The sequence below is a fragment of the Rhizobium sp. BT-226 genome, from assembly GCF_025847085.2.
GTDB lineage: Bacteria > Pseudomonadota > Alphaproteobacteria > Rhizobiales > Rhizobiaceae > Rhizobium > Rhizobium sophorae.
In genome coordinates, this window is record NZ_JAOYTI010000007.1 from 182,493 (window position 1) to 207,885 (window position 25,393).

21 protein-coding genes are annotated in these 25,393 nt (G+C 61.7%); 17 read left to right on the forward strand and 4 right to left on the reverse strand.

Translation table 11 applies throughout. From position 1 onward, the window contains the following. The first annotated feature begins 13 nt into the window (after nucleotides 1-13). Complete coding sequence (locus tag OIU37_RS31770; RefSeq protein WP_264259791.1) at nucleotides 14-2,017, forward strand: CocE/NonD family hydrolase; 2,004 nt, start codon at nucleotides 14-16, stop codon at nucleotides 2,015-2,017. A gap of 274 nt (nucleotides 2,018-2,291) precedes the next feature. Here OIU37_RS31770 and OIU37_RS31775 read toward each other — a convergent pair whose 3' ends face one another. Further along, nucleotides 2,292-3,203: an alpha/beta hydrolase gene (locus OIU37_RS31775; RefSeq protein WP_264259792.1), complete on the reverse strand. Its 912-nt coding sequence runs from the start codon at nucleotides 3,201-3,203 to the stop codon at nucleotides 2,292-2,294. Between the two features lie 223 nt (nucleotides 3,204-3,426). On the opposite strand from OIU37_RS31775, the gene OIU37_RS31780 reads away from it, so the two are divergent. Both OIU37_RS31780 and OIU37_RS31785 read left to right on the forward strand, forming a co-directional pair. After that, the gene (locus OIU37_RS31780; protein WP_240605009.1) at nucleotides 3,427-3,951 is read left to right on the forward strand and encodes an RNA polymerase sigma factor; all 525 of its coding nucleotides are present in this window, start codon (nucleotides 3,427-3,429) and stop codon (nucleotides 3,949-3,951) included. After that, nucleotides 3,948-6,074 (forward strand): von Willebrand factor type A domain-containing protein, encoded by a 2,127-nt coding sequence (locus tag OIU37_RS31785; protein WP_264259793.1) that lies wholly within the window; start codon nucleotides 3,948-3,950, stop codon nucleotides 6,072-6,074. Before OIU37_RS31780 ends, OIU37_RS31785 begins: the two co-directional genes overlap by 4 nt. A gap of 308 nt (nucleotides 6,075-6,382) precedes the next feature. Here the strand turns inward: OIU37_RS31785 and OIU37_RS31790 are convergent, their stop codons facing one another. Beyond that, nucleotides 6,383-7,309, reverse strand: coding sequence for an SMP-30/gluconolactonase/LRE family protein (locus OIU37_RS31790; protein ID WP_264259794.1), 927 nt, complete (start codon nucleotides 7,307-7,309; stop codon nucleotides 6,383-6,385). Nucleotides 7,310-7,534: 225 nt separating this feature from the next. Between OIU37_RS31790 and OIU37_RS31795 the strand changes: the two genes are divergently transcribed. After that, nucleotides 7,535-8,611, forward strand: coding sequence for a LacI family DNA-binding transcriptional regulator (locus OIU37_RS31795; protein ID WP_264259795.1), 1,077 nt, complete (start codon nucleotides 7,535-7,537; stop codon nucleotides 8,609-8,611). Nucleotides 8,612-8,685: 74 nt separating this feature from the next. On the opposite strand, the gene OIU37_RS31800 is transcribed toward OIU37_RS31795, so the two are convergent. After that, the gene (locus OIU37_RS31800) at nucleotides 8,686-9,717 is read right to left on the reverse strand and encodes an L-idonate 5-dehydrogenase (protein ID WP_240605017.1); all 1,032 of its coding nucleotides are present in this window, start codon (nucleotides 9,715-9,717) and stop codon (nucleotides 8,686-8,688) included. Between the two features lie 10 nt (nucleotides 9,718-9,727). Next, nucleotides 9,728-10,669: a 2-hydroxyacid dehydrogenase gene (locus OIU37_RS31805; protein WP_180697111.1), complete on the reverse strand. Its 942-nt coding sequence runs from the start codon at nucleotides 10,667-10,669 to the stop codon at nucleotides 9,728-9,730. 135 nt (nucleotides 10,670-10,804) lie between these two features. On the opposite strand from OIU37_RS31805, the gene OIU37_RS31810 reads away from it, so the two are divergent. From OIU37_RS31810 to OIU37_RS31870, 13 genes are all read left to right on the forward strand, one after another. Beyond that, nucleotides 10,805-11,569: an SDR family oxidoreductase gene (locus OIU37_RS31810; RefSeq protein WP_131709567.1), complete on the forward strand. Its 765-nt coding sequence runs from the start codon at nucleotides 10,805-10,807 to the stop codon at nucleotides 11,567-11,569. A gap of 13 nt (nucleotides 11,570-11,582) precedes the next feature. Beyond that, nucleotides 11,583-12,140, forward strand: a complete 558-nt coding sequence (locus tag OIU37_RS31815; protein WP_264259796.1) for a gluconokinase — start codon at nucleotides 11,583-11,585, stop codon at nucleotides 12,138-12,140. Beyond that, nucleotides 12,130-13,023 carry an NAD(P)-dependent oxidoreductase gene (locus tag OIU37_RS31820; protein ID WP_240605019.1) on the forward strand — a complete coding sequence of 298 codons (894 nt, stop codon included), beginning with the start codon at nucleotides 12,130-12,132 and terminating at the stop codon, nucleotides 13,021-13,023. Before OIU37_RS31815 ends, OIU37_RS31820 begins: the two co-directional genes overlap by 11 nt. Nucleotides 13,024-13,130: 107 nt before the next feature. Further along, complete coding sequence (locus OIU37_RS31825) at nucleotides 13,131-14,627, forward strand: sugar ABC transporter ATP-binding protein (protein ID WP_264259797.1); 1,497 nt, start codon at nucleotides 13,131-13,133, stop codon at nucleotides 14,625-14,627. Between the two features lie 18 nt (nucleotides 14,628-14,645). After that, nucleotides 14,646-15,686 (forward strand): ABC transporter permease, encoded by a 1,041-nt coding sequence (locus OIU37_RS31830; protein ID WP_264259798.1) that lies wholly within the window; start codon nucleotides 14,646-14,648, stop codon nucleotides 15,684-15,686. A 51-nt stretch (nucleotides 15,687-15,737) separates the two neighbouring features. Continuing rightward, nucleotides 15,738-16,835 carry a substrate-binding domain-containing protein gene (locus OIU37_RS31835; RefSeq protein ID WP_264259799.1) on the forward strand — a complete coding sequence of 366 codons (1,098 nt, stop codon included), beginning with the start codon at nucleotides 15,738-15,740 and terminating at the stop codon, nucleotides 16,833-16,835. A 96-nt stretch (nucleotides 16,836-16,931) separates the two neighbouring features. Beyond that, nucleotides 16,932-17,270: a hypothetical protein gene (locus OIU37_RS31840; protein WP_264259800.1), complete on the forward strand. Its 339-nt coding sequence runs from the start codon at nucleotides 16,932-16,934 to the stop codon at nucleotides 17,268-17,270. Between the two features lie 313 nt (nucleotides 17,271-17,583). Then, nucleotides 17,584-18,609, forward strand: coding sequence for an ABC transporter substrate-binding protein (locus OIU37_RS31845; protein WP_264259801.1), 1,026 nt, complete (start codon nucleotides 17,584-17,586; stop codon nucleotides 18,607-18,609). 34 nt (nucleotides 18,610-18,643) lie between these two features. Continuing rightward, complete coding sequence (locus OIU37_RS31850) at nucleotides 18,644-19,552, forward strand: ABC transporter permease (RefSeq protein ID WP_171377813.1); 909 nt, start codon at nucleotides 18,644-18,646, stop codon at nucleotides 19,550-19,552. Continuing rightward, entirely contained in the window at nucleotides 19,528-20,277 is a 750-nt protein-coding gene (locus tag OIU37_RS31855; RefSeq protein ID WP_264259802.1) for an ABC transporter ATP-binding protein, read from the forward strand. Before OIU37_RS31850 ends, OIU37_RS31855 begins: the two co-directional genes overlap by 25 nt. 37 nt (nucleotides 20,278-20,314) lie before the next feature. Beyond that, nucleotides 20,315-21,688, forward strand: a complete 1,374-nt coding sequence (locus tag OIU37_RS31860) for an LLM class flavin-dependent oxidoreductase (protein ID WP_264259803.1) — start codon at nucleotides 20,315-20,317, stop codon at nucleotides 21,686-21,688. A 63-nt stretch (nucleotides 21,689-21,751) separates the two neighbouring features. Beyond that, nucleotides 21,752-22,822 carry an LLM class flavin-dependent oxidoreductase gene (locus OIU37_RS31865; protein ID WP_264259804.1) on the forward strand — a complete coding sequence of 357 codons (1,071 nt, stop codon included), beginning with the start codon at nucleotides 21,752-21,754 and terminating at the stop codon, nucleotides 22,820-22,822. 527 nt (nucleotides 22,823-23,349) lie between these two features. Further along, nucleotides 23,350-25,311: a methyl-accepting chemotaxis protein gene (locus OIU37_RS31870; protein WP_240605037.1), complete on the forward strand. Its 1,962-nt coding sequence runs from the start codon at nucleotides 23,350-23,352 to the stop codon at nucleotides 25,309-25,311. The last annotated feature ends 82 nt before the right edge of the window (nucleotides 25,312-25,393 follow it).

Below are 25,393 nucleotides of genomic sequence, written 5' to 3' on the forward strand. Positions count from 1 at the left end.
TGGATATATGACCATGTCAGACCGCAGCTTCACGACCATCGAAAATCAGTGGATCACCTTGAAGGACGGCACGCGGCTTGCCGCACGCATCTGGATGCCCGACGGCACGGAGAAGGATCCCGTGCCGGCGGTCTTCGAGTTCCTGCCCTATCGTAAACGCGACGGGACAAGCCCGCGTGATGAATCCACCTACCCCGTCTTCGCTGCAGCCGGGATTGCCGGTGTGCGCGTCGATATCCGCGGATCGGGAGAATCCGACGGCGTCATCGATGGCGAATATACCGAGCGTGAGCTTGCCGATGCCTGCGAGCTCATTGCCTGGATTGCCGCGCAGCCCTGGTCGAACGGCGCGGTCGGCATGATGGGCATCTCATGGGGCGGGTTCAACAGCCTGCAGGTCGCAGCACTGCGTCCGCCGGGGCTGAAGGCCGTCATCTCGATCGCATCGACCGTTGACCGCTACAATGACGACATCCACTACAAGAACGGCTGCCATCTCTCCGCCCAGCTGTCATGGGCGGCGACAATGCTCGGTTACCAGTCGCGCCCGCCGGATCCTGCCCTTGTCGGTGAACGCTGGAAGCAGATGTGGTTGGAACGCCTGGCCGGTGAGCCCTTCTTCCTGGAGGAATGGCTGAGCCACCAGCGTCGTGACGATTTCTGGCGTCATGGCTCGATCTCGGAGGATTTTTCGAAGGTGGAGATCCCGGCGCTCGTCATCGCCGGGTGGGCAGACGGCTACCGCAATACGCCACTGATGGCCGTCGAAGGCCTCGGTAAAAAAGCAAAGGCGCTGATCGGTCCCTGGGTCCACAAATATCCGCATTTCGCCTGGCCGAAGCCGCGCACGGATTTCCACGGCGAGGCGATCGCCTGGTGGAACAAATGGCTGCGTGGCGAGGACAATGGCATCGACGGCCTGCCGCAGGCCCGCGCTTATATTCTCGACGCCATCCGCCCTGCCCCGCGACGCGACAGCGATCCCGGCTTCTGGGTCGCCAAAGACGCCTGGTCGCCGCCACAGATGCAGTGTTTTTACGTCGAGCAATTCGGCAGGTTGACGGAAGGCATGCCGATCCCGCATGCCCCCGAGCATCCCATCTATCTGCATTCTCCGCTCGACACCGGGACGGCCTCCGGCGAATATTTCACGTTGAAGCCCGACGCCGAAATGGCGATCGATCAACGCTCGGACGATGCCGGCTCGCTGGTCTTCGATACGATGCCGCTTGCCGGCGATCATGACTATCTCGGCCGGCCCGTGCTGACGCTTGCGCTGCGCCCCCGGGCGGCTGGCGGCAATCTCTGCGCCCGGCTCATCGACGTCCATCCGGATGGCACGGCAACGCGTGTCGCCTTCGGCGTCGTCAATCTCACCCACCGCGACGGCAATGCAGATCCCAAGCCGCTGGCGCCAGGCGAAAGGGTGTCGATCCGGCTCGTGCTCGATGCCTGTGGTTATCGCTTCCGCAAGGGACATCGCATCCGCCTTTCGCTTTCCACGTCCTATTGGCCGATGATCCTGCCGCCGCCTGATGACGGCGGCATCGAGGTCGATATCGCGGCACTCGGCCTGGGGCTGCCGATGCTCGGCGAGCACCAGCGGATCGACATCAAGGAACCGGCCAATCCCGATCCGCTGCCGAAATACATCGAGCACGCGGCGGCCGCGACGAAACGGCAGATCGTCCGCGATCTCTCGGCCAACCGAACGGAATACCACATCCACGAGGATACCGGGCTCACCGAACACCCTGATACCGGCCTGTCGACCCGGCAGTTGCGGGAGGAGGTCTGGTCGATTTCACCCGATAATCCGCTGTCGATGACCGGGACGTCGACCTGGACCTGCGACATGCGCCGCCCCGGCTCGTTCGCCCGCACAGTCGCGACCGCGCGCATTGCCTGCACCCGGACTGACTGGATCATCAGCGCCGTCGTTACCGCTTTTGAGGACGACGTGCAGATCTTCGAAAAAGTCTTTGCGGAAAAACGGATCGCGCGCGACCTGATGTGATCGTTAGAGCCTCTCCGGGTTAGATTTCAGCATTCTGCCGGAGCAGGTTTTCGTCAGGGCAGAGGCGATTGGCGAAGGGCATACCTCTTGGTACGTCCGAGCCGATCGCCTCTGATCCTGGCGGAAAGATGCCCGGCCCTTCGGGTTGGCTGAAACGGGCCGGCTGATCGACCGGCCGGCTTGGCCGTAGAGCTTGGCTACGACGCGCGCCGACCGGTCGACCATCCGACTCCGTTTGAGCCAACAGAATGCTGCAATCTAACCCGGAAAGGCTCTAAGCCGCCGCAAAATGACTGATGGCCTCGCAGACGGCGCGGAAGCCGTCGCGGGCGCCATCGCTCATGTGGCGGGCGCGCAGCCACGCATGCACCATCTGCGGCTCCTCCCGGAACCAGACTTCAACGCCCTCTGCGGTGAGCCGGGCGGCATATTGCCGGCCGTCGTCCCGGAGCGGATCGAAATGCGCGACCGTGATGAAGACCGGCGGCAGTCCGGCAAGCGAAGCGGCCTGCAACGGCTCGGCGATCTCATTGCCTGCCGGTGCCTGCAGCATCTCGCGGTAGTAGGCGACATCCGCCGTCGTCAGGCCGGGCGCCGCAGCCATTTCGACATAGGAGCCTGCGGCAAGGTCACCGCCGAGCGCCGGATAGATCAGCACTTGGCCGACGACGCCGGACAGGCCTTCGTCGCGCGCCCGCAATGCGAGGCCCGCCGCCAGATTGGCGCCGGCGCTGTCGCCGATCAGCACGACCTTGCCGTTGGCGGAAAGCAGATGCTTCAACACGGCAAAGCCGTCATCCGTCTGGGCCGGCCAGCGATATTCAGGGGCTAGCCGATAATCGACGGAAACGAGTTCCGCGCCGGCAAAATCGGCAATTTCGGCGCAGATGGTATGGTGGCTCTCGAGCGAACCGACAACGAAGCCGCCGCCATGAAGATAGAGCAGAATGGTCCGCGTGCTGATTTTGCGCGGACGGTAACGCCGGATCGGTATGCGCTGGAACATGCCGTCCGCAAAGATCATCTCCGGGGGCAGCGGGTGGTCGAAACGCGCGCAAAGAGCATCGTACCAATGCCGCTGCTGCTCGATCGACGCTTGAACGGCGTCTGGCGGATAGAAGGAATCGCAAATAGCCAGAAACTGCAGGATGCCTTTTTCGGTGGGGACGGGCGGTTGAGCGGACATGGAGGTCCTTTCGCGATTTGGGACATGACAGATCATGTCCCGGCCGACTCTGTCCTCATCATGCGCCTTTGTGACGGAGCCGATCTGTCTGGCCGCGACCCATGAATGTCGCGGCTTTCAAAATTCCAAATAATTTTTTCATCGCCGACCCAAGGAAAGCCATCCGAGAAACGTCTCAATCTCGAAATAGCATCTTGCTGGTCGGTTTGGGGTAGGTGCGGAATTGGACGCGGAGCTCATAGAACGAGCGCAGGGCGGCGACCGGGAGGCCTTCGGGCAACTGGTTTCGCGCCATTATGATTTCGTCCACGCGACGGCGTGGCGGTGGTCTGGCAGTTCCACCGATGCCGACGACATCGCCCAGGAAGTCTGCGTCAAGCTCGGCGCGGCCATCCGCAGCTTTCGCGGCGCCAGCCGCTTCAGGACATGGCTCTATACTCTGACGCTCAACGCCGCCCGCGACCATAGACGCAAGCTTGCACGAGAGGAGCAGACATTCCGTGCCTACGCCGCCGAACCGCAGCAGGATGCGCCGGCCGGAAACGACGACGAGATATCGAGCGAATTATGGGCCGCCGTGCGCGCCTTGCCGGAACGGCAATGCGACGCCGTGCTGCTCGTTTACGGCGAAGGTCTCAGCCATTCGGCTGCCGCCGATGTCATGGGCTGTTCGGAGGCGACCGTGTCCTGGCAGGTCCATGAGGCGCGCAAGAGGCTGAAGGCCGTGCTCGGCAAGGAAGAGGTATGACCGTGGACAAGGAACTCGAAAAACTCTCCCGCCTGACACCGCCAGCACCCGATCCGGAGGCGCGCGCGCGTGCGCTTGCTGCGGCGATGCAGGCCTTCGACACCGCAGAAAATAATGCGCCGGCAGCCCAAGGAAATGCGAAAGGCTGGCGTCAAAGCTCCATCATCAACTGGATATGGAGCCCTGCCATGAACAAGAAATTCCTCGCCGGTTCAGCCCTTGCGACGCTGCTGGTCATTCCGGCCGCAGGTTATCTCACAATCGAGCTGACCCGCAACGGATCGCCGATCGTTGACCAGACCGAGATCGCCGGCAACCTTTCGAAAAGTGAGGCGTCGAAACAACCGCCCGTAACCGCCGGTCAGCCGGTCGCGGTAGCGCCGCAAGCACCGGCCGGGAACGGCAGCCTACCTGAGCAATCTGTCGCTGACGTGCAAGCCCCGCAGGACAAGGAGGCGCCGGCACTCGCGAAACCCGATTCGTCGCAGACATCCGAATTCGATGCCGACGACATTGCCGCCCTTACGAACAAGCCGGAGGGTACTGCCGCAGCACTCGGGGCCGCCAAACGCGCTGCGCCGGCCGCGCCCGGTATCGTTCCCCAGCGGCAATTTGCCGAACCGATGTCTGTCATCGCCCCTTCGCCTGCCCCGCCTGCGGAGGGACGTGTCCAGATTCAACTCGATCCCAATCGTGAGCGGTTTGCCAATGCGGCGGCAAATCCGATCAAGAGCGTCGCGACGGATCCGGTCTCGACCTTCTCCGCCGATGTCGACAGCGCTTCCTATGCCTTCGTCCGCCGATCGTTGACCGGCGGGGCACTGCCCGATCCGCAATCGGTTCGCGTCGAGGAGATGATCAACTATTTCCCCTATGACTGGCCGGGTCCTGATACTGCCGACCAGCCTTTCAAGGCGACGGTGACGGTGATGCCGACCCCGTGGAACCACGACACGGAATTGATGCATGTGGCGATCAAGGGCTATGACATCGCGCCAGCGACCGCGCCGCATGCCAATCTGGTCTTCCTGATCGATGTGTCGGGCTCGATGGACGAGCCGGACAAGCTGCCACTGCTGAAGAGCGCCTTCCGGCTGCTGGTCAACAGGCTGAAGGCCGACGATACCGTCTCGATCGTCACCTATGCCGGCAATGCCGGCACCGTGCTGTCCCCGACACGCGTGGCGGAGAAATCGAAGATCCTGTCGGCAATCGACAGGCTGGAGCCCGGCGGCTCGACCGGCGGCGCTGAAGGCATCGAGGCAGCCTACGATCTTGCCAAACAGGCCTTCGTCAAGGACGGCGTCAACCGCGTGATGCTGGCGACGGATGGCGATTTCAATGTCGGCCCGTCGAGCGACGAGGATTTGAAGCGCATCATCGAGGAGAGGCGCAAGGACGGCATCTTTCTCACCGTTCTCGGCTTCGGACGGGGCAATCTCAACGATTCCCTGATGCAGACGCTCGCCCAGAACGGCAATGGCGGCGCCGCCTATATCGACACCCTGGCGGAGGCGCAAAAGACGCTGGTCGAAGAGGCCGGATCGACGCTGTTTCCGATCGCCAGCGACGTCAAGTTCCAGGTCGAGTTCAACCCGGAACGGATCGCCGAATACCGGCTGATCGGCTACGAGACGCGGGCGCTGAACCGCGAAGATTTCAACAATGACCGCGTCGATGCCGGCGATATCGGCTCCGGCCACAGCGTCACGGCGATTTACGAGATTACGCCAAAGGGAAGTCCGGCAGTGATGAATGATGACCTGCGGTATGGTGCAGCCGATAAGGTGCCCGCCGAGGCCGCCGGCAGCGCCCATCAAGGCGAGCTTGCCTTCGTCAAGATGCGCTACAAGCGGCCGGGCGAGGACAAGAGCGCCCTCATCACCACGCCTGTCAACGACGGCAACGCGGTCGCCACCGTCGACGCCGCGCCGCAGGATGTCCGTTTCTCGGTGGCCGTCGCTGCCTTCGGCCAGAAACTGAGCCGTATCGCCGCCGTCGATTCCTATTCTTACCAGGCGATCGCCGATCTCGCAGCGGCATCGCGGGGAACAGACACCTTCGGCTACCGATCGGATTTCCTCGGCCTCATCAGGCTGGCGGACGGCCTCAGCCAACGATGAAGAGAGAAGCACTGCAAAGCAGAGGCCGCCTGGGAAAGCGGCTTCTGCTGGGCGTTTGAAAATCAAGAGTTGGGTTCTCAGTGGAAGGAGGAGCCTCGCGTTCAGCTGCGGGCAAATTCGAGAACAAGACATTTAAATCAGCCTATAGCATGAGTAACATGCGCATTGATCAGGCTGTGGACTGATATTGTTGGAGCGGATAAAGAGGGAAGAAGAGCGAACTCAGGAATGGCCAGCCACAGCCCACTCGCGGCCCTTCCGATTCCGGTATTATCAGGAATCAACCGAGACCGGAACGCCAGCACGCTCTACCCCAGTCTTGACCCGTTGGCCGTGAGATAGGCAGCGTAGAGGGACGTGGTCGCGGTGATGAAGAGGCGGTTCAGTTTCTCGCCGCCGAAAGCGACATTGGAGACGATCTCCGGAATATGGATCTTACCGAGCAGGGTGCCATCCGGGTCATAGGCGTGCACGCCATCACCGGCGCTCGCCCAGATTCTTCCCTTCCGGTCGACGCGAAAGCCATCGAAAAAGCCTGAGGTGCATTCGGCGAAAACGCCGAGATCGATCAGCTTTCCATCGCCTGATACTGCGAGCTTTCTTATATGGCGCGGACCGCCCGGCAGGTGCGAGGCCCCGGTGTCGGCAGTGTAGAGAACGGTCTCGTCGGGTGAGAAAGCCAGCCCGTTCGGCTTGATGAAATCGGAGGTCATCTGCTCGGTCGCGCCTGTTGCCGGATCATGCCGGTAGACGTGGCATCCGCCGATTTCCTCTTCGCCGTAGTCGCCCTCATAATCGTGAAGAATGCCGTAGCTCGGGTCGGTGAACCAGATGGTCCCGTCGGATTTGACGGCGACGTCGTTCGGAGAATTGAGCCGTTTGCCTGCAATTCGATCGGCCAGAACGGTAATCCTGCCGTCGAATTCGGTTCGCGTGACACGGCGCGTCAGATGCTCGCAGGTGATGAGCCGGCCCTGATTGTCGACAGTGTTGCCATTCGAGTTGTTGCTGGGCGCGCGGAATACCGACGTCTGCCCGCTGGTGTCGTCGTAGCGCATCATTCGGTTGTTGGGGATATCGGAGAAGACGAGATACCGTCCAGGAGCAAACCAGGCCGGTCCCTCCAGCCAGCGGCCGCCGGTCCAAAGCCGCTCGACGCGGGCGTGACCGACGAAGCAGCTTTCGAAACGCGGGTCGAGAACCTCAAACCCCGTACCGTCAATTTGCCCGAACATGATGCTCCTCCATTTCCGAAATTGTTATCGATATCATCTTGACGCGTTCTGATGGCTTCGTACAGATACTGAGCTGCCGACCTTTGCGAAAATACTGCATGAATCTTGGTTTTTGGACTGTGGAACGGCGCATTCCCGCAATAATATCGATTGTGCCATGATAGCGATAACTTTATCGTGTCTTGAGCCGTCCAGTTCGGACTTCTGTTTTGAAAGCGGAGACCAGTGAAAAACGAGGATGAGCCGAAAGACAAGCGTCTCAAGCCGGGAGACGCTCAAAAGCTGACGATGGCGGAGGTCGCCAAATATGTCGGCGTATCCGCCATGACCGTTTCGCGTGCCTTTCGCCAGGATGCGAGCGTTTCCGAGGAGACCCGGAAGCGTATCATGGAAGCCGTCGACGCGCTCGGCTATGTGCTCGACCTGTCGGCCGGCAGTCTTTCGTCGCGGCGGAGCGGCTTCATCGCCGCCCTGGTGCCCTCCATCAACAATTCGAATTTTTCCGACACCGCGCGGGGCATGACCGATGCGCTGCAGAATACCGGCCTTCAACTCCTTCTCGGCTATACCGACTATTCGGCGGAGAAAGAGGAAGAGCTGATCGAGGCGATGCTGCGCCGCCGCCCGGAAGGCATCATCCTCACCGGTGGTTCGCACACGGCGCGCGCACGGCGCATGCTTGCAAAAGCCGGCATTCCCGTTGTCGAGACCTGGGAACTTCCGGAAGATCCGATCAATCAGGTCGTCGGCTTCTCCAACAGCGAGGCGATGTCCTTGCTGGTGCGGACGCTTGCCGGCCAGGGATATCGGAAGTTCGGCTATATCGGCGGAACGACGGCGCGCGATACGCGCGGCAGCCAGCGGCGAAGCGGTTTCCAGAAGACTGTCGAAGAACTCGGCCTCGGACCGGGACGGATGATTTCCTTCGGCGTCCCGCCCATCACCATGGAACAGGGTGGCCAGGCAATCGTCAGCCTGCTGGAGCGCTGGCCGGACACGGAAGTGGTTCTCTGCGTCTCCGACCTTTCGGCCTTCGGCGCCATCATGGAATGCACGCGCAGGGGAATGAAGGTTCCGCGGGACATCGCCGTTGCCGGTTTCGGCGACTATGAGATCTCGTCCATCTGTCATCCGCGCATCACCACCATCAATGTGGACTGTTACGGCATCGGCCGCCAAGCGGCCGCCCGCCTGCTGGATGCCCTCCATACCGGCGACTCGACCGGCGATGAGATCACATTGACGGGCTATAAGGTTGTCTTGCGCGAAAGCACGGATCGTAACGGCGCGCCGACCGCTTGAGGCTAAAGCGCCGCGCGTCTTTTCAGATGTGCGGCGCTGTAACACTTTGAATGGCTGCAGGGATCTGCAGTCGGTCAGAAGGCGATCTGCACTTTCATGGACTTGCTGCGGTCGCCTGCCAATTCGAAGGCGGCAACGGCCTCTTCGATCCCGAAAACACCTGTCAGCAGCGGCTTCAGATCGACGCGACGCGCGTTGATCAGTTCGACGGCAAGCGCAAATTCCTCGTGAAAACGGAATGTCCCGCGCATCTCGATTTCCTTCGCCACGATCATGTTCTGCGGGATAGAGACATCGCCGCCAAGGCCAAGCTGCACGAGAATGGCGCGGGGTTTAAGCGTCTCCAGGCCCGCGCGCACCGCCCGCTCATTGCCTGACGCCTCGAACATGACATCGAAGTATCCCTTTTCGGCGCTGTAAGCTGCAAGGTCGGAAGCATGCGTGGCAACATTGATCGTTCGATCGGCGCCGCTGGTGCGGGCAATGGCCAGAACGCTGTCCGTCACGTCAGTTGCGATGATCTCACGGGCGCCGAGGACGCGCGCCGCGACGATCGCCAGCATCCCAATGGGGCCGCACCCGGTGACGAGCACCCGTTTGCCCAGCAGCGACCCGGCGCGGTTTGCCGCATGCAGCGTCACGGCAAAGGGTTCGGCAAAGGCGGCCTCATGGATGGAAATACCGTCCGCGACCTTGTGGCATTGCCAACGCTCTGCCACCAGCCGCTGGCGAAAACCGCCCTGAATATGCGGCATCGGCATAGCGCTGCCGTAAAACCGCATGTTGAGGCAGTGGTTTTGCTGCCCCTTCAGGCAATATTGGCAATGGTTGCACGGCCGGCTCGGAGAAACTGCAACGCGGTCTCCAACGGCAAGGTCGGCGACGCCGGAACCCAACGCCTTCACCGTGCCGGCGATCTCATGACCAAGGATCATCGGTTCGCGCAGGCGAACCGTGCCGAAACCGCCATGATTGTAATAATGCAGGTCGGAACCGCAGATGCCGCCGGCCTCGATGGCAATCTCCACCTGCCCGGCGCCCGCAATCTCCGGCTCGCGTTCTTCGATTCTCAGATCCTTGGCGGCATGAATGACGATGGCTTTCATATCGGGACCCTCACACGACGGGAGTTGGAAGCGGGCTACCGGCAAAATGCGCAGCAAGATTGTCTCTGACCAGTTGGCCCATGGCCTTGCGGGTCTCGACGGTACCGGAGCCGTGATGGGGCTGCAACACCACGTTTTGGAGCGTCAGGAAACGGGCATCGATCTTGGGTTCGTTCAGGAAGACATCAAGGCCCGCGGCCTGTATGGTGCGGTCTTGAAGGGCTGCGATCAACGCCTCTTCGTCGACGGTGGTCCCGCGCGAAACATTGATCAAGATGCCGTTCGGACCTAGGGCCTTGAGCACCTCGGCGTTGATGATCTTCACGGTCGCCTCCCCGCCGGGGACGATGACGATCAGAAAATCGGCCCAATCCGCAAGCGCGACAAGATCGGGCTCGTAGGCATAAGCAACATCCTCGTGATCGTGGCGGGCGAAATAGGAGATGTCGCAGCCGAATGCGGCCGCCCTCCTGGCGATTGCCTTGCCGATCCGGCCCATGCCGGCGATCCCCACCTTCTTGCCCGAGACGCGCGTCACCAGCGGCATGGCGACGCTGCCCCACTGGCCGGAGCGGACGAGAACATCGGCCTGAGGGACCTGCCTCGCCGTGGCAAGCAGCAGTCCGATGGCGATATCGGCGACATCCTCGGTCAGCACATCAGGCGTGTTCGTGACGCGAATGCCGTTGGCGCGGGCATAGGACAGGTCGATTGCGTCGGTGCCGACGCCGTAACAGGAGACGATTTCCAGTTTCGGCAATTGCGCCATCAGCTCTGCGGAGGCTCCGAGTTCACCACGGGTCGCTATGGCGCGGATATCCTTGCCGACTCTCGCGATCAGCTCCTGCCGGTCTGCCGCTTCCCAGAGGCGATGGACGCGGTAGTTCGCCTCCAGATCCACCATATCCCATTCCGGATAAGCTCCGGCCATCAAGATTTCTACCTCAGGCATTCCGTTTCCATCCCGCATTTTGACAGTTGATTATGTTATCGATAACATATAATTCGGAAAAGGGATGTCAAGTGAGTTTCACCGTCAGCGGCAGTTGAAGCCGTCGCCTGCGGCGAGACCGGAGGAGTGATTTACATGAAGAACTTGTTTGATCTTACCGGACGGCGTGCCCTGATCACCGGCTCGAGCCAGGGGATCGGTTATGCCTTGGCCGAAGGCCTGGCGCAGCACGGCGCTGAGGTCATCATCAACGGCCGCACGCCCGAAAGCGTCAAACGCGCGGTCGCGAGCCTCAAGGATCAAGGCCTGTCTGCCCATGCGGCGATCTTCGACGTGACCAGCAAGGATGCTGCCAAAGAAGGCATAGACGCGATCGAAGCCGATATCGGGCCGCTCGACATCCTGATCAACAATGCCGGCATGCAGTTTCGCACGCCGCTGGAAGATTTCCCGGCGGACAAATGGGAGCTGCTGCTGACCACCAATATTTCGAGCGTGTTCTACGTCGGCCAGGCAGCGGCCAAACCCATGATCGCCCGCGGACAGGGTAAGATCATCAACATCGCCTCCGTTCAAAGCGAACTGGCGCGCCCCGGCATTGCTCCCTACACGGCGACGAAGGGCGCGGTACGCAATCTGACCCGCGGCATGTGCGCCGACTGGGCCAAGTACGGTCTGCAGATCAACGCGATTGCGCCGGGCTATTTCAAGACGCCGCTCAACCAGGCGCTCGTCGACAATCCCGAGTTCTCGTCCTGGCTCGAGAAGCGGACGCCGGCCGGACGCTGGGGCAATGTCGAGGAGCTGGTGGGTGCCGCCGTTTTCCTGTCAGGCCGCGGCTCGTCCTTCATCAACGGCCACACGCTTTATGTCGATGGCGGCATCACGACCTGCCTCTGATAGAAATGAGACCGTGGACTTCGAGAAAAAGGCACCGCCTCTGGCCGTTGTCGTCATGGGTGTCAGCGGCTGCGGCAAATCCTCGGTTGGAGAACGTGTCGCCGCTCAAAACGGCGTGCTGTTTCTGGAGGGCGACCAACTCCACCCGGCTCAAAATGTCGAGAAGATGGTGCAGGGCATACCGCTTACTGACGACGACCGCCTGCCCTGGCTCGACCGGATCGGCGCGGAAATAAGGACCGCGCAAGAAACGTCGCAAGGATTGGTGATTTCCTGTTCGGCGCTGAAGAGAAGCTATCGGGACAGGCTAAGACAGGCGGCGGGCGGGCGCCTGGCCTTTGTTTTCCTCGAAGGATCCCGCGACCTGTTGCTGTCGCGCATGCAGGCTCGTCAGGGCCATTTCATGCCGGCGTCGCTGCTCGACAGCCAGCTGCAGACGCTGGAGCTGCCGACCGGTGAAGCTGGTGTGGTGACGGTGGCGATCGATAATGCGTTGGATGATATCGTGGCGTTGGCTTGCAAGGGACTGAGCGGCGTGGCCGTTAAGGGAGGAGATTATCATGCAGGATGACTACAGAGCAGATGTCGCCGTCATCGGTGCCGGCATCATGGGAACGGCGATCGTCACCCGATTGATCGAGACCGGGCATAAGGTCTCCGTCTTCGATCTGGATACCGAAAAAGTCGCGGCTTTGGAGGCCAAGGGCGCACGCGCGGCTGGCTCCGTGGAGGAAGCGGTCTCACGGTCGGCGTTTTGTGTGCTGAGCCTCAATCACGCAAATATTGTCCGCGCTGTCGTCTTCGGCGAAAAGGGTGTTGCGGCGGCTGCAAATGCCGACAAGGTGCTGATCGACATGTCGTCGATCGACCCCGCCGAGACGGCTGACATGGCGATGCGGCTCCGTCGGGAAACGGGCATGGCATGGGTGGATTGCCCGCTCTCCGGTGGCGTGCCCGGTGCGCTGAGTGGACGCCTGACGATCATGGCGGGCGGCAGCCCTGAGGATTTCGAACGGGCGCGCGTGGTGATGCGGCATCTTGCCGCCAATTACACGCTGATGGGTGCATCGGGCGCCGGGCAGACGACGAAGCTGATCAATCAGCTGTTTTGCGCCGTGCTGTTTCAGGCCGTCGCCGAGGCGGTTAAGCTCGCTGAAGCCGGCGGCGTCGATCCGGCCGCCATTCCGGCCGCCCTTGCCGGCGGCAGGGCGGACAACAGGATAATGCAGGAATTCATGACAAAATTCGCTGCCCGGGATTTCTCGCCGACAGGCAGAATCGACAACATGTTGAAGGACCTGGATTCGCTTCAGGCCTTTGCGCTGAAGACCAAGACGCCATTGCCGATGACCGGCTCTGTGGTCGAGATTCACCGACTGCTCTGCGCTGCCGGGCTTGGAGCAAGAGACTCGGCTGAGATGATGCGTCTTCTCGACGGATTTCAGGCCGGCTGACGTCAATTTCCTGGGAAATTTGGGATCCTCATCTTTCCGCTTGACCATCGATAAATGTTATCGATAACATACGGTCAATGACAACCGCAGCTTTGGGAGGAGCCACAGTGGAAGCCAAGAGACTGTTGGAGTTCCAGTCGATCACCAAGAGCTTCGGCGGCACGCAAGCGCTGCGCGACGTCTCGATCGACCTTCGCGAGGGGGAAATCCTCGCGCTGCTGGGGGAAAACGGCGCCGGCAAATCGACGCTCATCAAGACGCTTGCGGGCATTTACAAGCCCGATAGCGGCGACATCCTTTTTCGCGGCCAGAGCTACCATCATCGTCCCCCGAAGCCGAACGAGCGGCAACCGGTTGCGTTCATCCACCAGGATCTCGGTTTGATCGAGTGGATGACCGTCGGCGAGAACATGGGCCTGTCGCAGGGTTTCTCGATGCGTCGCGGCCTGATCGATTGGAACAGGACGCAGGCACGCGCCAAGGAAGCCTTGAAGCTGGTCGGCTGCGATTTTGATCCCACCACCCGGGTCTCGGCGCTGTCGCGCACCGAAAAGTCGCTTGTCGCCATTGCCCGTGCGCTTGCCGTCGAAGCCGACGTTCTGGTGCTCGACGAGCCGACGGCGAGCCTTCCTGCCGATGAAGTCGATCGGCTGTTCAATGCGATCCGCCCCCTAAAGGATCGCGGCGTCGGCATGATTTACGTCTCCCACCGGCTGGACGAGATTTTCCGGATTGCCGATCGGGTCGCCGTTCTGCGCGACGGATGCATGGTGGGACAGAAGCCCGTCAGCGAGACCACCCCCGACGAGCTGGTGACGATGATCATCGGCCGCAGCGGTGACGGCCTCTTTTCCAAGACACCGATCACCCCCGGCAAGGCGATCGTCAAAGTCCGCGATCTCGTTTGCGCCGGCACAGGCGCGATATCCTTCGACATCCGCGAGGGCGAGCTTCTGGGCCTGGCTGGATTGCGCGGCGCCGGTCAGGAACGGATCGGCCGCGCCCTGTTCGGTTGCGAGCCCTTCAACGGCTCGGTTCTGCTGCATGACGAGGCCCCCGACCTTTCGAGCCCGCTGCGGGCCATGGCGTCGGGCATCGGCTTGATCGCCCGTGACCGGACGGAGGAATCAGTGGCGCTCTCGCTTTCCATTCGGGAAAATACCTATCTCAATCCGGGCGCCGTCGGGCGTGGGCTATTGTCCTTCCTGTCGCCGCGCGGCGAAGCCGATCTTGCCCATAAGATCGGCCATTCCGTCGGTCTGCGGCCCAACGACCCGGATCTGCCGGTGGAGGCCCTGTCGGGCGGCAATCAGCAGAAAGTGGTTGTCGGCCGCTGGCTGGCGACCGGCCGCAAGCTGCTGATCGCCGAAGATCCGACCGCCGGCGTCGACATCGGCGCGCGTGCGGAGATCTACCGTCTGATTACCCGGGCGCTCGAGGCCGGTCTCGCGGTTGTCGTGGTTTCGACGGATTTCGAGGAAATCGCCCATATCTGCCACCGCGCGCTGGTTTTCTCGCGCGGGAAAATCGTCAGCGAACTGACTGGAAGCGCTCTGACGACGGAGGCGGTCATCACGGCCGCATCCGCATCGGAAGCCGCTTGAGCCATCGGGAGAACAGCCATGCAATCCATTGAATCCACGGCTCTGGAGCCGACCAAGAGCGAAATGGCCGGCCTGTCCACGGGACAGAAGATCGGACGCCTGATCCCGGTTTACGGGCTGGTGATCCTCACCGTCGGCCTGATCGTGCTCTTCTCGATCCTGCTGCCCGATACGTTCCCGACCCTGTTGAACGTCCGCTCGATCGTGTCCGACAAGGCCATCATCGCGCTTCTGTCGCTCGCCGCGATGATCCCGATGGCATCGGGTCGCATCGATCTCACCGTCGGCTATGGCATCGTGCTCTGGCACATTCTCGCCATCAGCCTGCAGACGGCCTACGGCCTGCCCTGGCCGGTCGCGGTGCTGATTGTTCTCGCACTCGGCGTCTTCACCGGCTTCATAAACGGCCTGCTGGTCGAGGTTGCGCAGATCGACAGTTTCATCGCGACGCTCGGCACCGGAACGGTCCTCTATGCGCTTGCGCTCTGGCACACCGGCGGACGGCAGGTGGTCGGCGTCCTGCCGGAAGGTTTCTATGCGCTGAACGGCACCATGCTGTTCGGCCTACCGATCACCGGCTTCTACGTGCTCCTGATCGCCATCTGCATGTGGATCGTGCTCGAATACCTGCCGATCGGCCGTTACCTCTACGCCATTGGCGCCAATCCGAAGGCGGCGGCCCTCAATGGCATTCCGGTCCGCAAATTTGTGATCGGCGCCTTCGTCACCTCGGGGTTGCTCGCGGCTCTGACCGGGGTCCTGCTCGCCTCGAAGCTGCGTATCGGCCAGGCGAGCGTCGGCCTCGAATATCTCCTGCCGGCGCTTGTCGGCGCGTTCCTCGGATCGACGACGATCAAGCCGGGACGGGTGAACGTCTGGGGCACCTTGATCGGCGTCATCATCCTGGCGGTCGGAATATCAGGAATTCAGCAATTCGGCGGGTCGTTCTTCGTCGAACCGCTGTTCAACGGTGTTACCCTGCTGATTGCCATCGGCATAGCAGGTTACGCCCAGCGCAAGCGCGGAGCTGTGAGGAGGATCACACCCGCATCCAAATGAGGATGCCGGCTCGTCCCGGCATTTCACAACAAACAAAATGGAGGAGTGAACATGAAGCGTAGAACGTTATTGCAGGCAACGGTCGCAACCGTCGCCGTTATGCTGAGCATGCCGGCATTGGCCGATTCCATGGCCGACGCCAAGGCCGTGGTCGAAAAGTATGCTTCCAAGGTGAGCGCCTGGGATGGCCCGACGAGCGGCCCCAAGGGCGCCACTGGAAAGAACATCGTCATTCTTGCCGCCGATATGAAGAACGGCGGCATCCTCGGCGTAGTCAATGGCGTTCAGGAAGCGGCAGGCGCGCTCGGCTGGACGGTGAAGGCGCTTGACGGTGCCGGTTCGATCGGCGGCCGGACCGCGGCGTTCGGACAGGCGATGGCGCTGAAGCCGGATGGCATCATTATCAACGGCTTTGACGCGGTCGAGCAGAAGCCGGCGATGGAAGCGGCCAAGGCTGCCGGCATTCCGATGGTTTCCTGGCACGCCGCCTCGGCGGTCGGTCCGGTTCCCGAAGTCGGTGTCTTCGCAAACGTGACCACCGATGCGATGGAAGTGTCGAAGTCTGCGGCGGATTGGGCCTTCGCCGATGCCGGCGGCAAGCCGGGCGTCATCATCTTTACCGATTCCACCTATGCGATCGCGATTGCCAAGGCCGATCGCATGAAGAAGGAGATCGAGGATCTCGGCGGTATGGTGCTCGAATACGTCGACACGCCGATCGCCGAAACCTCCCAGCGCATGCCGCAGCTGACCACGTCGCTTCTGCAGAAATATGGTGCGAAGTGGACGCATTCTCTGGCGATCAATGACCTCTATTACGACTTCATGGGACCTTCGCTCGCCTCGGCCGGCATTGCAGGCGACGGAAAACCGGTGAACGTTGCAGCCGGCGACGGTTCGGAGAGCGCCTATCAGCGTATCCGCGCCAAGCAGTTCCAGGCCGTTACGGTCGCCGAACCGCTCAACCTCCAGGGTTGGCAGCTCGTCGACGAACTGAACCGAGCCTTCGCGGGCGCTCCGTGGTCTGGCTATGTGTCGCCGCTGCATGTGGTGACCAGTGCGAATGTCGAATTCGACGGCGGACCGAAGAACAGCTTCGATCCCGATAACGGCTATCGCGATCAATATAAGAAAATCTGGGGCAAATAACCCTCCCAGCCGAGGGCGTATCGATCGATACGCCCTCACTTCCTGACATCACTGCAACATCCATCCAGCGCCGGCGAGTTTTGGAAAAGAGAACCTATGATCATTCGTTATGCTTTGTTTGAAGGCGAAATCCATCCCGGCAGAGAAGCGGAATTCCGCGAATTCGTGCGGCAGCGGCTCGTCCCTCTCTGGACGAAATTTCCGGGCGCCGAGGAAATCCGGGTGCTGGACGGGATGGAGCGCGACGCAGGCGCCCCGATTTATGCCATGGCGCTCGCCATTCGTTATCCCGATATGGACGCGGTGAACGCAGCACTTCTCTCCGATGTGCGGTCGCAGAGCCGCGAGGTGACCGGCGAACTCCTGCAGCTCTTTACCGGCAAGGTGCATCATCACGTATTCGCGGCCAGCGAATACGCGCCGCATATCGCCTGACGGCAGTCGATCCCGACGTCCGCGACGGCTTGGATGACTGCTCCGGTCCGCTGCCCGGCTAAAACAAAAGTAAGGGTTTGAACAACGACCCAGAAAGCGCCCGCGGACGAGCCTCCCGGGCGCTTTTTCACGTCTGGTGCGCCGAGCATCCTCGACGCGACGGATGCGATCGTTTCTGTTGCCCGACTTTTGAGGACAATTTTCCCTCAGCGCCACTTTCATTAAACTAAATAGTCTATCGATTTAGTAGATTATGTTCCATCTTACCGTGCATCGCTCCTGCAAACAACAATCCGAAACGGGAAGATCGACGATGACATTGGCAAGGACATTCAAAATTGCGTTGTTCAGTCTGCTTGGTCTCAGTGCCATTCACGGTCCGGCGGAAGCCGAGACAGAGGCTCCGCTGCTTTCCAAAGTGCCGCCAGGCACGGTGCTGACGATCGGCGATCCTGTCACCCAGAAAGCGCTCGAAGTGTCCGGTCTCGGCAAGGAGCTCAGTTTCGAGGTCAAATGGGCCAATATCAGCGGCGGGCCGCAGACTTCGGAAGCTTTCCGCGCCCATGCGCTCGATGTCGGGTCGGTGGCCGAGATCCCCTCGATCTTCGCCAACTGGAACAACCTGCCCGTCCGCAACATCGCCTATCGCGAACGCCGTGACCCGATCGCCAATCCGATCTACCGCTTCGGCATCGCGCCGGGTGCCGACGTCAAGACGCTGGCAGATTTCCGCGGCAAACGCATCGCCTTCAGCCCGGGACAGGCCCAGGGCACGCTCGTTCTACGTGCCCTCCATGCCGCAGGCTTGAAGAGCGGCGACGTCACTCTGGTGGAACTGCCAAGCACCAGCGACGTCTATCCGAAGGCATTGGCGAGCAAACAGGTCGACATCGCACCGCTCGGCGGCGTCTACATCAGGCGCTACATCACACAATACGGACCCGATGGCGCGACCCTCGTGGAACATGGCCTGCGGGATGATCCGAGCCATCTTTATGCGCCGCAATGGGTTCTGGATGATCCCGCCAAGGCGGCAGCTCTCGCCGAATATGTCGGTCTGTGGGCACGCGCCACCGAATGGGTGAACCGGAACCCGGACCTCTGGATCAAGGAATATTACGTCGGTCAGCAGGGACTGAGCCAGGAAGACGGGGAATATCTCGTCAAGCTGACTGGCGAACAGGTCGTTCCCAGCGACTGGAGCGAAGTGAAGAAGCGCCACCAGGAAACCATCGACCTGCTGGCAGACGAGCTCGGCTACAGGCCCCTCAATGTGGAGCAGATTTTCGACAATCGCTTCGAAAAGCTCGGCGCCGCGGCTTTGGCCAAGAGCCAGTAATGTTCGACACCCCTTCGGAGAGGAGATCTGAAGCATGGCAACCACTTGGGATGCAGATGAGGCGAAACTATCCCTGACAGCAAGCGGGAGAATTGCGCACGCAGGTTCACGCGTGGCAAAGCCGATTGGCTCTGCTGGCCTGGCTGGCTCCGCCAGTCCTCGCGCCCGGCGCAGGCTAGGCCCCGGACCTGCGATACCTTTCGGATTGCAGATCGGGCCTGCATTGCTCGTCTTGACCTGGGTCGTCGGCTCGGCGCTCGGATGGATCGACCCGCGTATCCTGTCGGCGCCGTGGACGGTGGTCGAGGCTTTCGTAAGGCTGATAGAGCAGGGTCGCCTGCAGGACAACTTCGTGACGTCAGCGACGCGTGCCCTGCTCGGCCTCAGCATCGGATTGCTGATTGGCACGATCCTGGCGGTTATCGCCGGTCTTTCCCGGATCGGAGAAGCCCTGATCGACGGGCCGGTGCAGATCAAGCGCGCGATACCGACGCTGGCCCTGATCCCTTTGTTGATCCTATGGTTCGGCATCGGCGAGAGCATGAAGGTTACGACCATCGCGCTTGCCGTGATCGTGCCGATTTATATCCACACCCACAATGCGCTCCGCAGCATCGACAGCCGCTATGTCGAACTGGCCGAGACCCTGCGGATGAGCCAGAAGGACTTCATCCTTCAGGTGGTGCTGCCCGGCGCCTTGCCCGGTTTCCTTCTGGGTCTGCGGTTTGCCGTCACCCTCTGCTGGGTTTCTCTCGTCGTGGTCGAGCAGATCAACGCCACCAGCGGGCTCGGTTACATGATCGATCTTGCCCGAAATTACGGGCAGACCGACGTCATTCTCGTCGGCCTGGTGGTCTATGTGCTGCTGGGTCTCGTCTCGGACGGTCTCGTCCGCCTGCTTGAACGGAGGGCCCTCTCATGGCGCCGCACGCTGGCAAACTGAAGCCCGCAACCAAGGCCGTCCACGTGCGAGATCTCGAACGGCGGTTTGCGACGAAGACGATCCTCGACGGCGTCGATCTCGATATCGAGGAAGGCGAGTTCGTCGCCCTGCTTGGCCGCAGCGGCTCCGGCAAAAGCACGTTCCTCAGGGCTCTGGCCGGTCTCGATCACGGTGTCGAGGGAACCGGCACCCTCGAGACGCCGGAGAGCCTTTCGGTGGTTTTCCAGGACGCCCGCCTGCTGCCGTGGCGCACCGTCATCCAGAACGTCACGCTCGGCTTGACCGGCGCCTCCGGCCAGGAAGCCGGGCGGAAGGCTTTGGCGGAGGTCGGACTCGCAGGCCGGGAAACGGCGTGGCCGAACCAGCTTTCGGGTGGCGAGCAGCAGAGGGTGGCGCTTGCCCGTTCGCTGGTGCGCGAACCGGCCCTGCTTCTCGCCGATGAGCCGTTCGGCGCGCTCGATGCGCTGACCCGGCTGAAAATGCACGATCTGCTGCGGGAGTTGTGTGCAAGACACCGTCCTGCCGTGCTGCTCGTCACCCACGACGTCGACGAGGCGATTTCGCTGGCCGACCGCATACTGGTTCTCGACGAAGGGCGCCTCATCGAGGATCTCAAGATCGATCTGCCGACGCCGCGCGACCACGGCGATCCGCGCTTTGCGCAATTCCGAATCCATCTTCTCCGCCGGCTCGGGGTCGAGCTTCCGGGCCGCAAGGCCGCCTGACATCAGCAACAGCTTAATTTGATCTGGAGATAAGCCAATGAGCACATCGAAACGGCAAATGCGGCTTGGCGCGTTCATCATGGCGACGGGCCATCATATCGCCGCTTGGCGTCATCCGGAGGCGCAGGCCGATGCCGGTCTCAATATCGATCACTACCGCGAGCTCGCCCAGACCGCCGAACGCGGCAAATTCGATCTCGTCTTCGTCGCCGACAGCCCCGCGGGTTGGGACCGCGCCAAAGACCCGGAAGCGCTTCGCCGCACGGCCCAGGGCGCTCATTTCGAGCCGCTGACCCTCTGGGCTGCCCTCTCGCAGGTGACCAAACATATCGGCTTCGTTGCCACGGCATCGACGACCTATGAGGACCCCTACCTGCTGGCCCGCAGGTTCGCCTCGCTCGACTATATCTCCAAGGGTCGTGCGGCATGGAACGTCGTCACGACAGGTGCGGATGTTTCGAAGAATTTTTCAATCGCGGGCCATCCCGCCCATGCCGATCGTTATGAGCGAGCCGAGGAATTCGTCGACCTGGTGAAGGGCCTATGGGACTCCTACGAGGACGATGCCTTCATCCGCGACAAGGAAAGCGGCGTCTATCTCGATCCCGACAAGGTGCATCTCGTCGATCACAAGGGCAAGTTCTTCTCGGTGGCCGGTCCGCTCAACGTCGGCCGTCCGGTTCAGGGCTATCCTGTCATCGTGCAGGCCGGCGCATCGGAACCGGGGCGCGAACTTGCCGCCCGCACGGCCGAAATGATCTTTACCGCCAACCAGACCTTCGAGGATGCGCAGGAATTCTATTCCGACGTCAAGGGGCGGCTGGACCGCTACGGGCGCCGGCCGGACGAACTGCTGATCAGTCCCGGCATATTCCCGGTTCTCGGCGGGACGGAAGCGGAAGCCCAGGCGAATTACGACCATATTCAATCGCTGGTTCATCCCTCCATCGCCTGGAATATCCTCGCCCGCCACTACAAGGGCGTCGACCTTTCCGGCTACTCGCTGGATGATCCTGCCCCTCCCCTGCCAGAAAATACCGAACTCAACAAAAGCCGCCTCAAGCTGGTTTCCGATCTGGTATCGCGCAACAATCTGACGCTGCGCCAGTTCTATCTGGCGGTTGCCACCGCTCGCGGCCATCGGACGGTTGTGGGAACGCCGGAGCAGATCGCCGATGCGATGCAGACCTGGTTCGAGAACGGTGCTGCCGACGCCTTCAACATCATGCCGCCGATCCTGCCCACCGCCTTGGCCGATTTCGTCGATCAGGTCGTCCCGATCCTGCGCAAGCGCGGCCTGTTCCGGCACGAATACGAAGGCACGACGCTGCGGGAGAACCTTGGCCTTCAACGCCCGCCAAATGGCTTTGTGGTTCGGGCGAGGCAGCAGCAGGTGCAGGCGGCCGTATGATCTATTGAGGGGGCTTCCCTCCCCCTTGCTTTGCTCCAATTACAGACAGAACCGCAGCATCGCATGAGCAATAAATCCGAATTTCTCTGGTACATTCCCAATGACGTCAAAGCCGGCCATCGCGGCGATTCCGCCGTCGAGAACCACAACAGCCTGGATACGCTGACCAGCCACGCAAGGGCGCTGGAGGAGCATGGCTGGAAGGGGGCGCTCATCGGCACAGGTTGGGGCCGCCCCGACACGTTTACCGTCGCGGCCTCGCTCGCTGCCCGGACGACCACCTTCGAACCGCTCATTGCGATCCGCCCAGGCTATTGGCGACCGGCGAACTTCGCTTCCGCGGCGGCGACGCTGGACCACCTGACCGGCGGTAGGGTGCGGATCAACATCGTGTCGGGCAAGGACAACCTCTCTGCCTACGGCGACAGCGAGGGCGATCAGGCACATCGCTATGGCCGCACCAGGGAGTTCATGCGGCTGGTCCGCAGACTGTGGACCGAAGACAACGTCACCTCTGCCGGCGAGCACTTCCGGGTCGCCGACTCCACCGTGGTGCCGCGCATCCAGGTCCGCGGCGACCGTCGGCACCCCAAATTCTATTTTGGCGGTGCCTCGGAGGCGGCCGAACGGGTCGCCGCGACCGAGGCCGATGTCCAGCTTTTCTGGGGCGAGCCGCTCGACGGTGTTCGCGAACGGATCGCGCGGCTCAAGGCGTTGAGCAGGGAACTGGACCGCGACCTCCCGCCGCTGGAATTCGGCCTGCGGATAACGACGCTGGTCCGCGATACCACCGAACAGGCCTGGACCGACGCCGAGGCAAAGGTCGCCGAGATGGCCAGAAGCAAGGGTACCGGCTGGCACGATCACCAGGGCGTGCTCGCTGTCGGTCAGCAGCGGTTGCTCGAACTGCATGAGCGCGGCGATGTCCTCGACGACAACCTCTATACCGCGCCCGGCAAGTTCGGCGGCGGCGGTGCCGGCACCACGTGGCTGGTCGGTTCGGCGGAAGACGTCGCCCGCTCGCTGCGCAAATATCAGGATCTCGGCATCACCCACTTCGTGCTGTCCGACACGCCTTATCTCTCCGAAATCAAGCGGCAGGGCGCTCAGCTTCTTCCGCTGCTACGTGGCTGAAGCCGGAAGCGCCAGCGCTTCGGCACCGCAGCTGCAATTCATGCCGATTCCCGAGACCTTTCAGCAAATCACTAGCCGATTCCAGGACGGCGTCGCGTAGACGCAGGCACGCCGCAAAGCCTTGTTGCGCAGGGGAGTCCGAGGATTTCGCAACCACCGGGAGAGCGTCCCTCAAATAGTCCGTCCGAAAAGCGCAAATGCTATCCAGATATGGCGATATAGCATGCTCCATCGGCTCCGTTTACACTCTCTAAAATATATTCCTCTAAATTTTTTTAGATATCGGGACGACGTTCTTGAGGACTGTCACCTCCGCCATGATGGCGGGTCGGGCACCCGAATTTTGCATGAAATCGGCTTTTATTGCTTTGACGGATGTCCCGTATCTCAAGCGCGATTCCGGGCACAGGGGTGCCTGTCGGATCGCTCGAGACACACCGAGGCTCTGCATTCGAACGAGATATGACGAGCAATCCTGACTGCCGAGACATCCTTCCAACAAACCTCACCGCGAGGGGAGAGTGCATATGAAGAATATCATGAGTTTCGGAGTTGTGGCCCGCCTGGCGCTTGGCTTCAGCGTTCTCCTTTTGCTGATGGTCGGCTTGACCATCTATTCGACGGAAAAAGTTGCGCAGATCAACGATAAGCTTGGAACCATCAACGACGTCAACAGCGTGAAGCAGCGGTTTGCCATCAACTATCGCGGCAGCGTGCATGATCGGGCGATCGCCATCCGCGACGTCACTCTGGTGACGTCTGACGATGAGCGGAAGACCGCCGAGGCATTGATCGAGAAGCTGGCAGCTTCTTACGCCGAGAATGAAAAGCGCATGGCGGATATGGTTGCATCTCCGGCCGGTGCGACGGAACAGGAAAAGACCATTCTCAGCGAGATCGCCGACATCCAAGCGAAAACCAATCCGCTGGTTGCCCAGATCATTGCGCTGCAGGAGAAGGGCGACGGCGAGGCCGCCCGCAAGATCCTGCTCGAACAGGCTCGACCGGCCTTCGTTGCCTGGCTTGGCGCCATCAACAAATTCATCGACTACCAGGAAGCGCTGAACAAATCGATTGGCGGCGAGGTTCGCAGCACGGCAAGCGGCTTCAAGCCATTGGCCCTGACCGCGCTTGGCATTGCGGCTGTTCTTTCACTCGTTGCCGCCGCCGTGACCGCACGCACGATCGTCGGCCCACTGGCAAAACTTCAGCTTTCGCTGAAAGCGATGGCGGAGGGTAATCTTGACGGCGACCGCCGCCTCGAAGCGCGCGGCGATGAGATCGGCACGCTCGCACGGGCAGTGGCAGGGCTGCGCGACGCAATTTCGGCAAAGGCGGAACGGGAAGCCGACGCCGAGGCGAAGCGAGCCGTGTCGGAGCGGCATCGGCTGGAGCAGGATGCCGAGGAGCGCCGCACCCTTGCCGAGCAGACGGACAAGGCTGTCGGCCAGCTTGGTGATGCGCTGCAGGCGCTGGCTGATGGCGACCTGACACAGCAGATCGGCACTCCGTTCATTCCGTCCTTGGAAAAGCTCAGAGCCGACTTCAATTCTGCGGTCGAAAAGCTCCGTGCCGCCATGCAGAAGGTTGCGCAGAACGCCAGCGCCATCGCGGCCGGTGCACAGGAGATCCGCTCCGCCTCGGACGATCTCGCCAAGCGGACCGAACAGCAGGCAGCCTCGGTCGAGGAAACCGCCGCTGCCCTGGAAGAGATTACGACCACCGTTGCCGACTCGAGCAACAAGGCTCAGGAAGCCGGCCAGCTCGTTCGCAAGACGAAGGACAGTGCCGAGCGCTCGGGCAGCGTCGTTCGGGACGCGGTCGACGCCATGGGCAAGATCGAATCCTCCGCCACCGAAATCGGCAGCATCATCGGCGTCATCGATGAAATCGCCTTCCAGACCAACCTGCTGGCGCTCAATGCCGGCGTCGAAGCCGCCCGCGCCGGCGAGGCAGGCAAGGGCTTTGCCGTCGTCGCTCAGGAAGTGCGCGAACTGGCGCAACGCTCCGCCAAGGCGGCCAAGGAAATCAAGGAACTCATCAACGCCTCGAACGGCCACGTCAAAAGCGGTGTGGCCCTGGTTGGCGAGACCGGAAAGGCGCTGAAGGAGATTGCCGAGCAGGTGCAGCAGGTCGACGGCAATGTGGGGGCCATCGTCGGCGCTTCGCAAGAGCAGGCGACAGGACTGAAAGAGATCAACACCGCCGTCAACAGGATGGATCAGGGCACGCAGCAGAACGCCGCCATGGTGGAAGAAGCCACAGCGGCCGCCCACAACCTCGCCAAGGAAGCCGACGCGCTGTTCCAGCTTCTGGGCCAGTTCAACATTGGCGGAGTGGTGGCACCGAAGCGCGCATCGCAGCCCGCCGCTGCGCCGCCGCATGCTCAACCGGCGCCCTCGCCTGCGCGTCAGATGATTGCCAAAGTGGGCAAATCGTTCCAGACGAACGGGAATGCAGCAGTGGCCGGCGATTGGGAAGAGTTTTAAGTCGCTCTGATCTCTCTGCAGCTTATGCTGGACCGCCAAAGCGGCATAATTTCGCGAAGGGCAGCGTTTGCTGCCCTTCGCA

Excerpts from the sequence above, each read along its gene's own strand:
- OIU37_RS31850 (WP_171377813.1), top strand. The coding sequence starts at position 18,644 with ATGGCAACCACTTGGGATGCAGATGAGGCGAAACTATCCCTGACAGCA.
- OIU37_RS31820 (WP_240605019.1), top strand. The coding sequence starts at position 12,130 with ATGCAGGATGACTACAGAGCAGATGTCGCCGTCATCGGTGCCGGCATC.
- OIU37_RS31835 (WP_264259799.1), top strand. The coding sequence starts at position 15,738 with ATGAAGCGTAGAACGTTATTGCAGGCAACGGTCGCAACCGTCGCCGTT.
- OIU37_RS31800 (WP_240605017.1), bottom strand. The coding sequence starts at position 9,717 with ATGAAAGCCATCGTCATTCATGCCGCCAAGGATCTGAGAATCGAAGAA.
- OIU37_RS31845 (WP_264259801.1), top strand. The coding sequence starts at position 17,584 with ATGACATTGGCAAGGACATTCAAAATTGCGTTGTTCAGTCTGCTTGGT.
- OIU37_RS31855 (WP_264259802.1), top strand. The coding sequence starts at position 19,528 with ATGGCGCCGCACGCTGGCAAACTGAAGCCCGCAACCAAGGCCGTCCAC.
- OIU37_RS31790 (WP_264259794.1), bottom strand. The coding sequence starts at position 7,309 with ATGTTCGGGCAAATTGACGGTACGGGGTTTGAGGTTCTCGACCCGCGT.
- OIU37_RS31865 (WP_264259804.1), top strand. The coding sequence starts at position 21,752 with ATGAGCAATAAATCCGAATTTCTCTGGTACATTCCCAATGACGTCAAA.
- OIU37_RS31805 (WP_180697111.1), bottom strand. The coding sequence starts at position 10,669 with ATGCCTGAGGTAGAAATCTTGATGGCCGGAGCTTATCCGGAATGGGAT.
- OIU37_RS31785 (WP_264259793.1), top strand. The coding sequence starts at position 3,948 with ATGACCGTGGACAAGGAACTCGAAAAACTCTCCCGCCTGACACCGCCA.
- OIU37_RS31830 (WP_264259798.1), top strand. The coding sequence starts at position 14,646 with ATGCAATCCATTGAATCCACGGCTCTGGAGCCGACCAAGAGCGAAATG.
- OIU37_RS31870 (WP_240605037.1), top strand. The coding sequence starts at position 23,350 with ATGAAGAATATCATGAGTTTCGGAGTTGTGGCCCGCCTGGCGCTTGGC.
- OIU37_RS31775 (WP_264259792.1), bottom strand. The coding sequence starts at position 3,203 with ATGTCCGCTCAACCGCCCGTCCCCACCGAAAAAGGCATCCTGCAGTTT.
- OIU37_RS31840 (WP_264259800.1), top strand. The coding sequence starts at position 16,932 with ATGATCATTCGTTATGCTTTGTTTGAAGGCGAAATCCATCCCGGCAGA.
- OIU37_RS31810 (WP_131709567.1), top strand. The coding sequence starts at position 10,805 with ATGAAGAACTTGTTTGATCTTACCGGACGGCGTGCCCTGATCACCGGC.
- OIU37_RS31770 (WP_264259791.1), top strand. The coding sequence starts at position 14 with ATGTCAGACCGCAGCTTCACGACCATCGAAAATCAGTGGATCACCTTG.
- OIU37_RS31860 (WP_264259803.1), top strand. The coding sequence starts at position 20,315 with ATGAGCACATCGAAACGGCAAATGCGGCTTGGCGCGTTCATCATGGCG.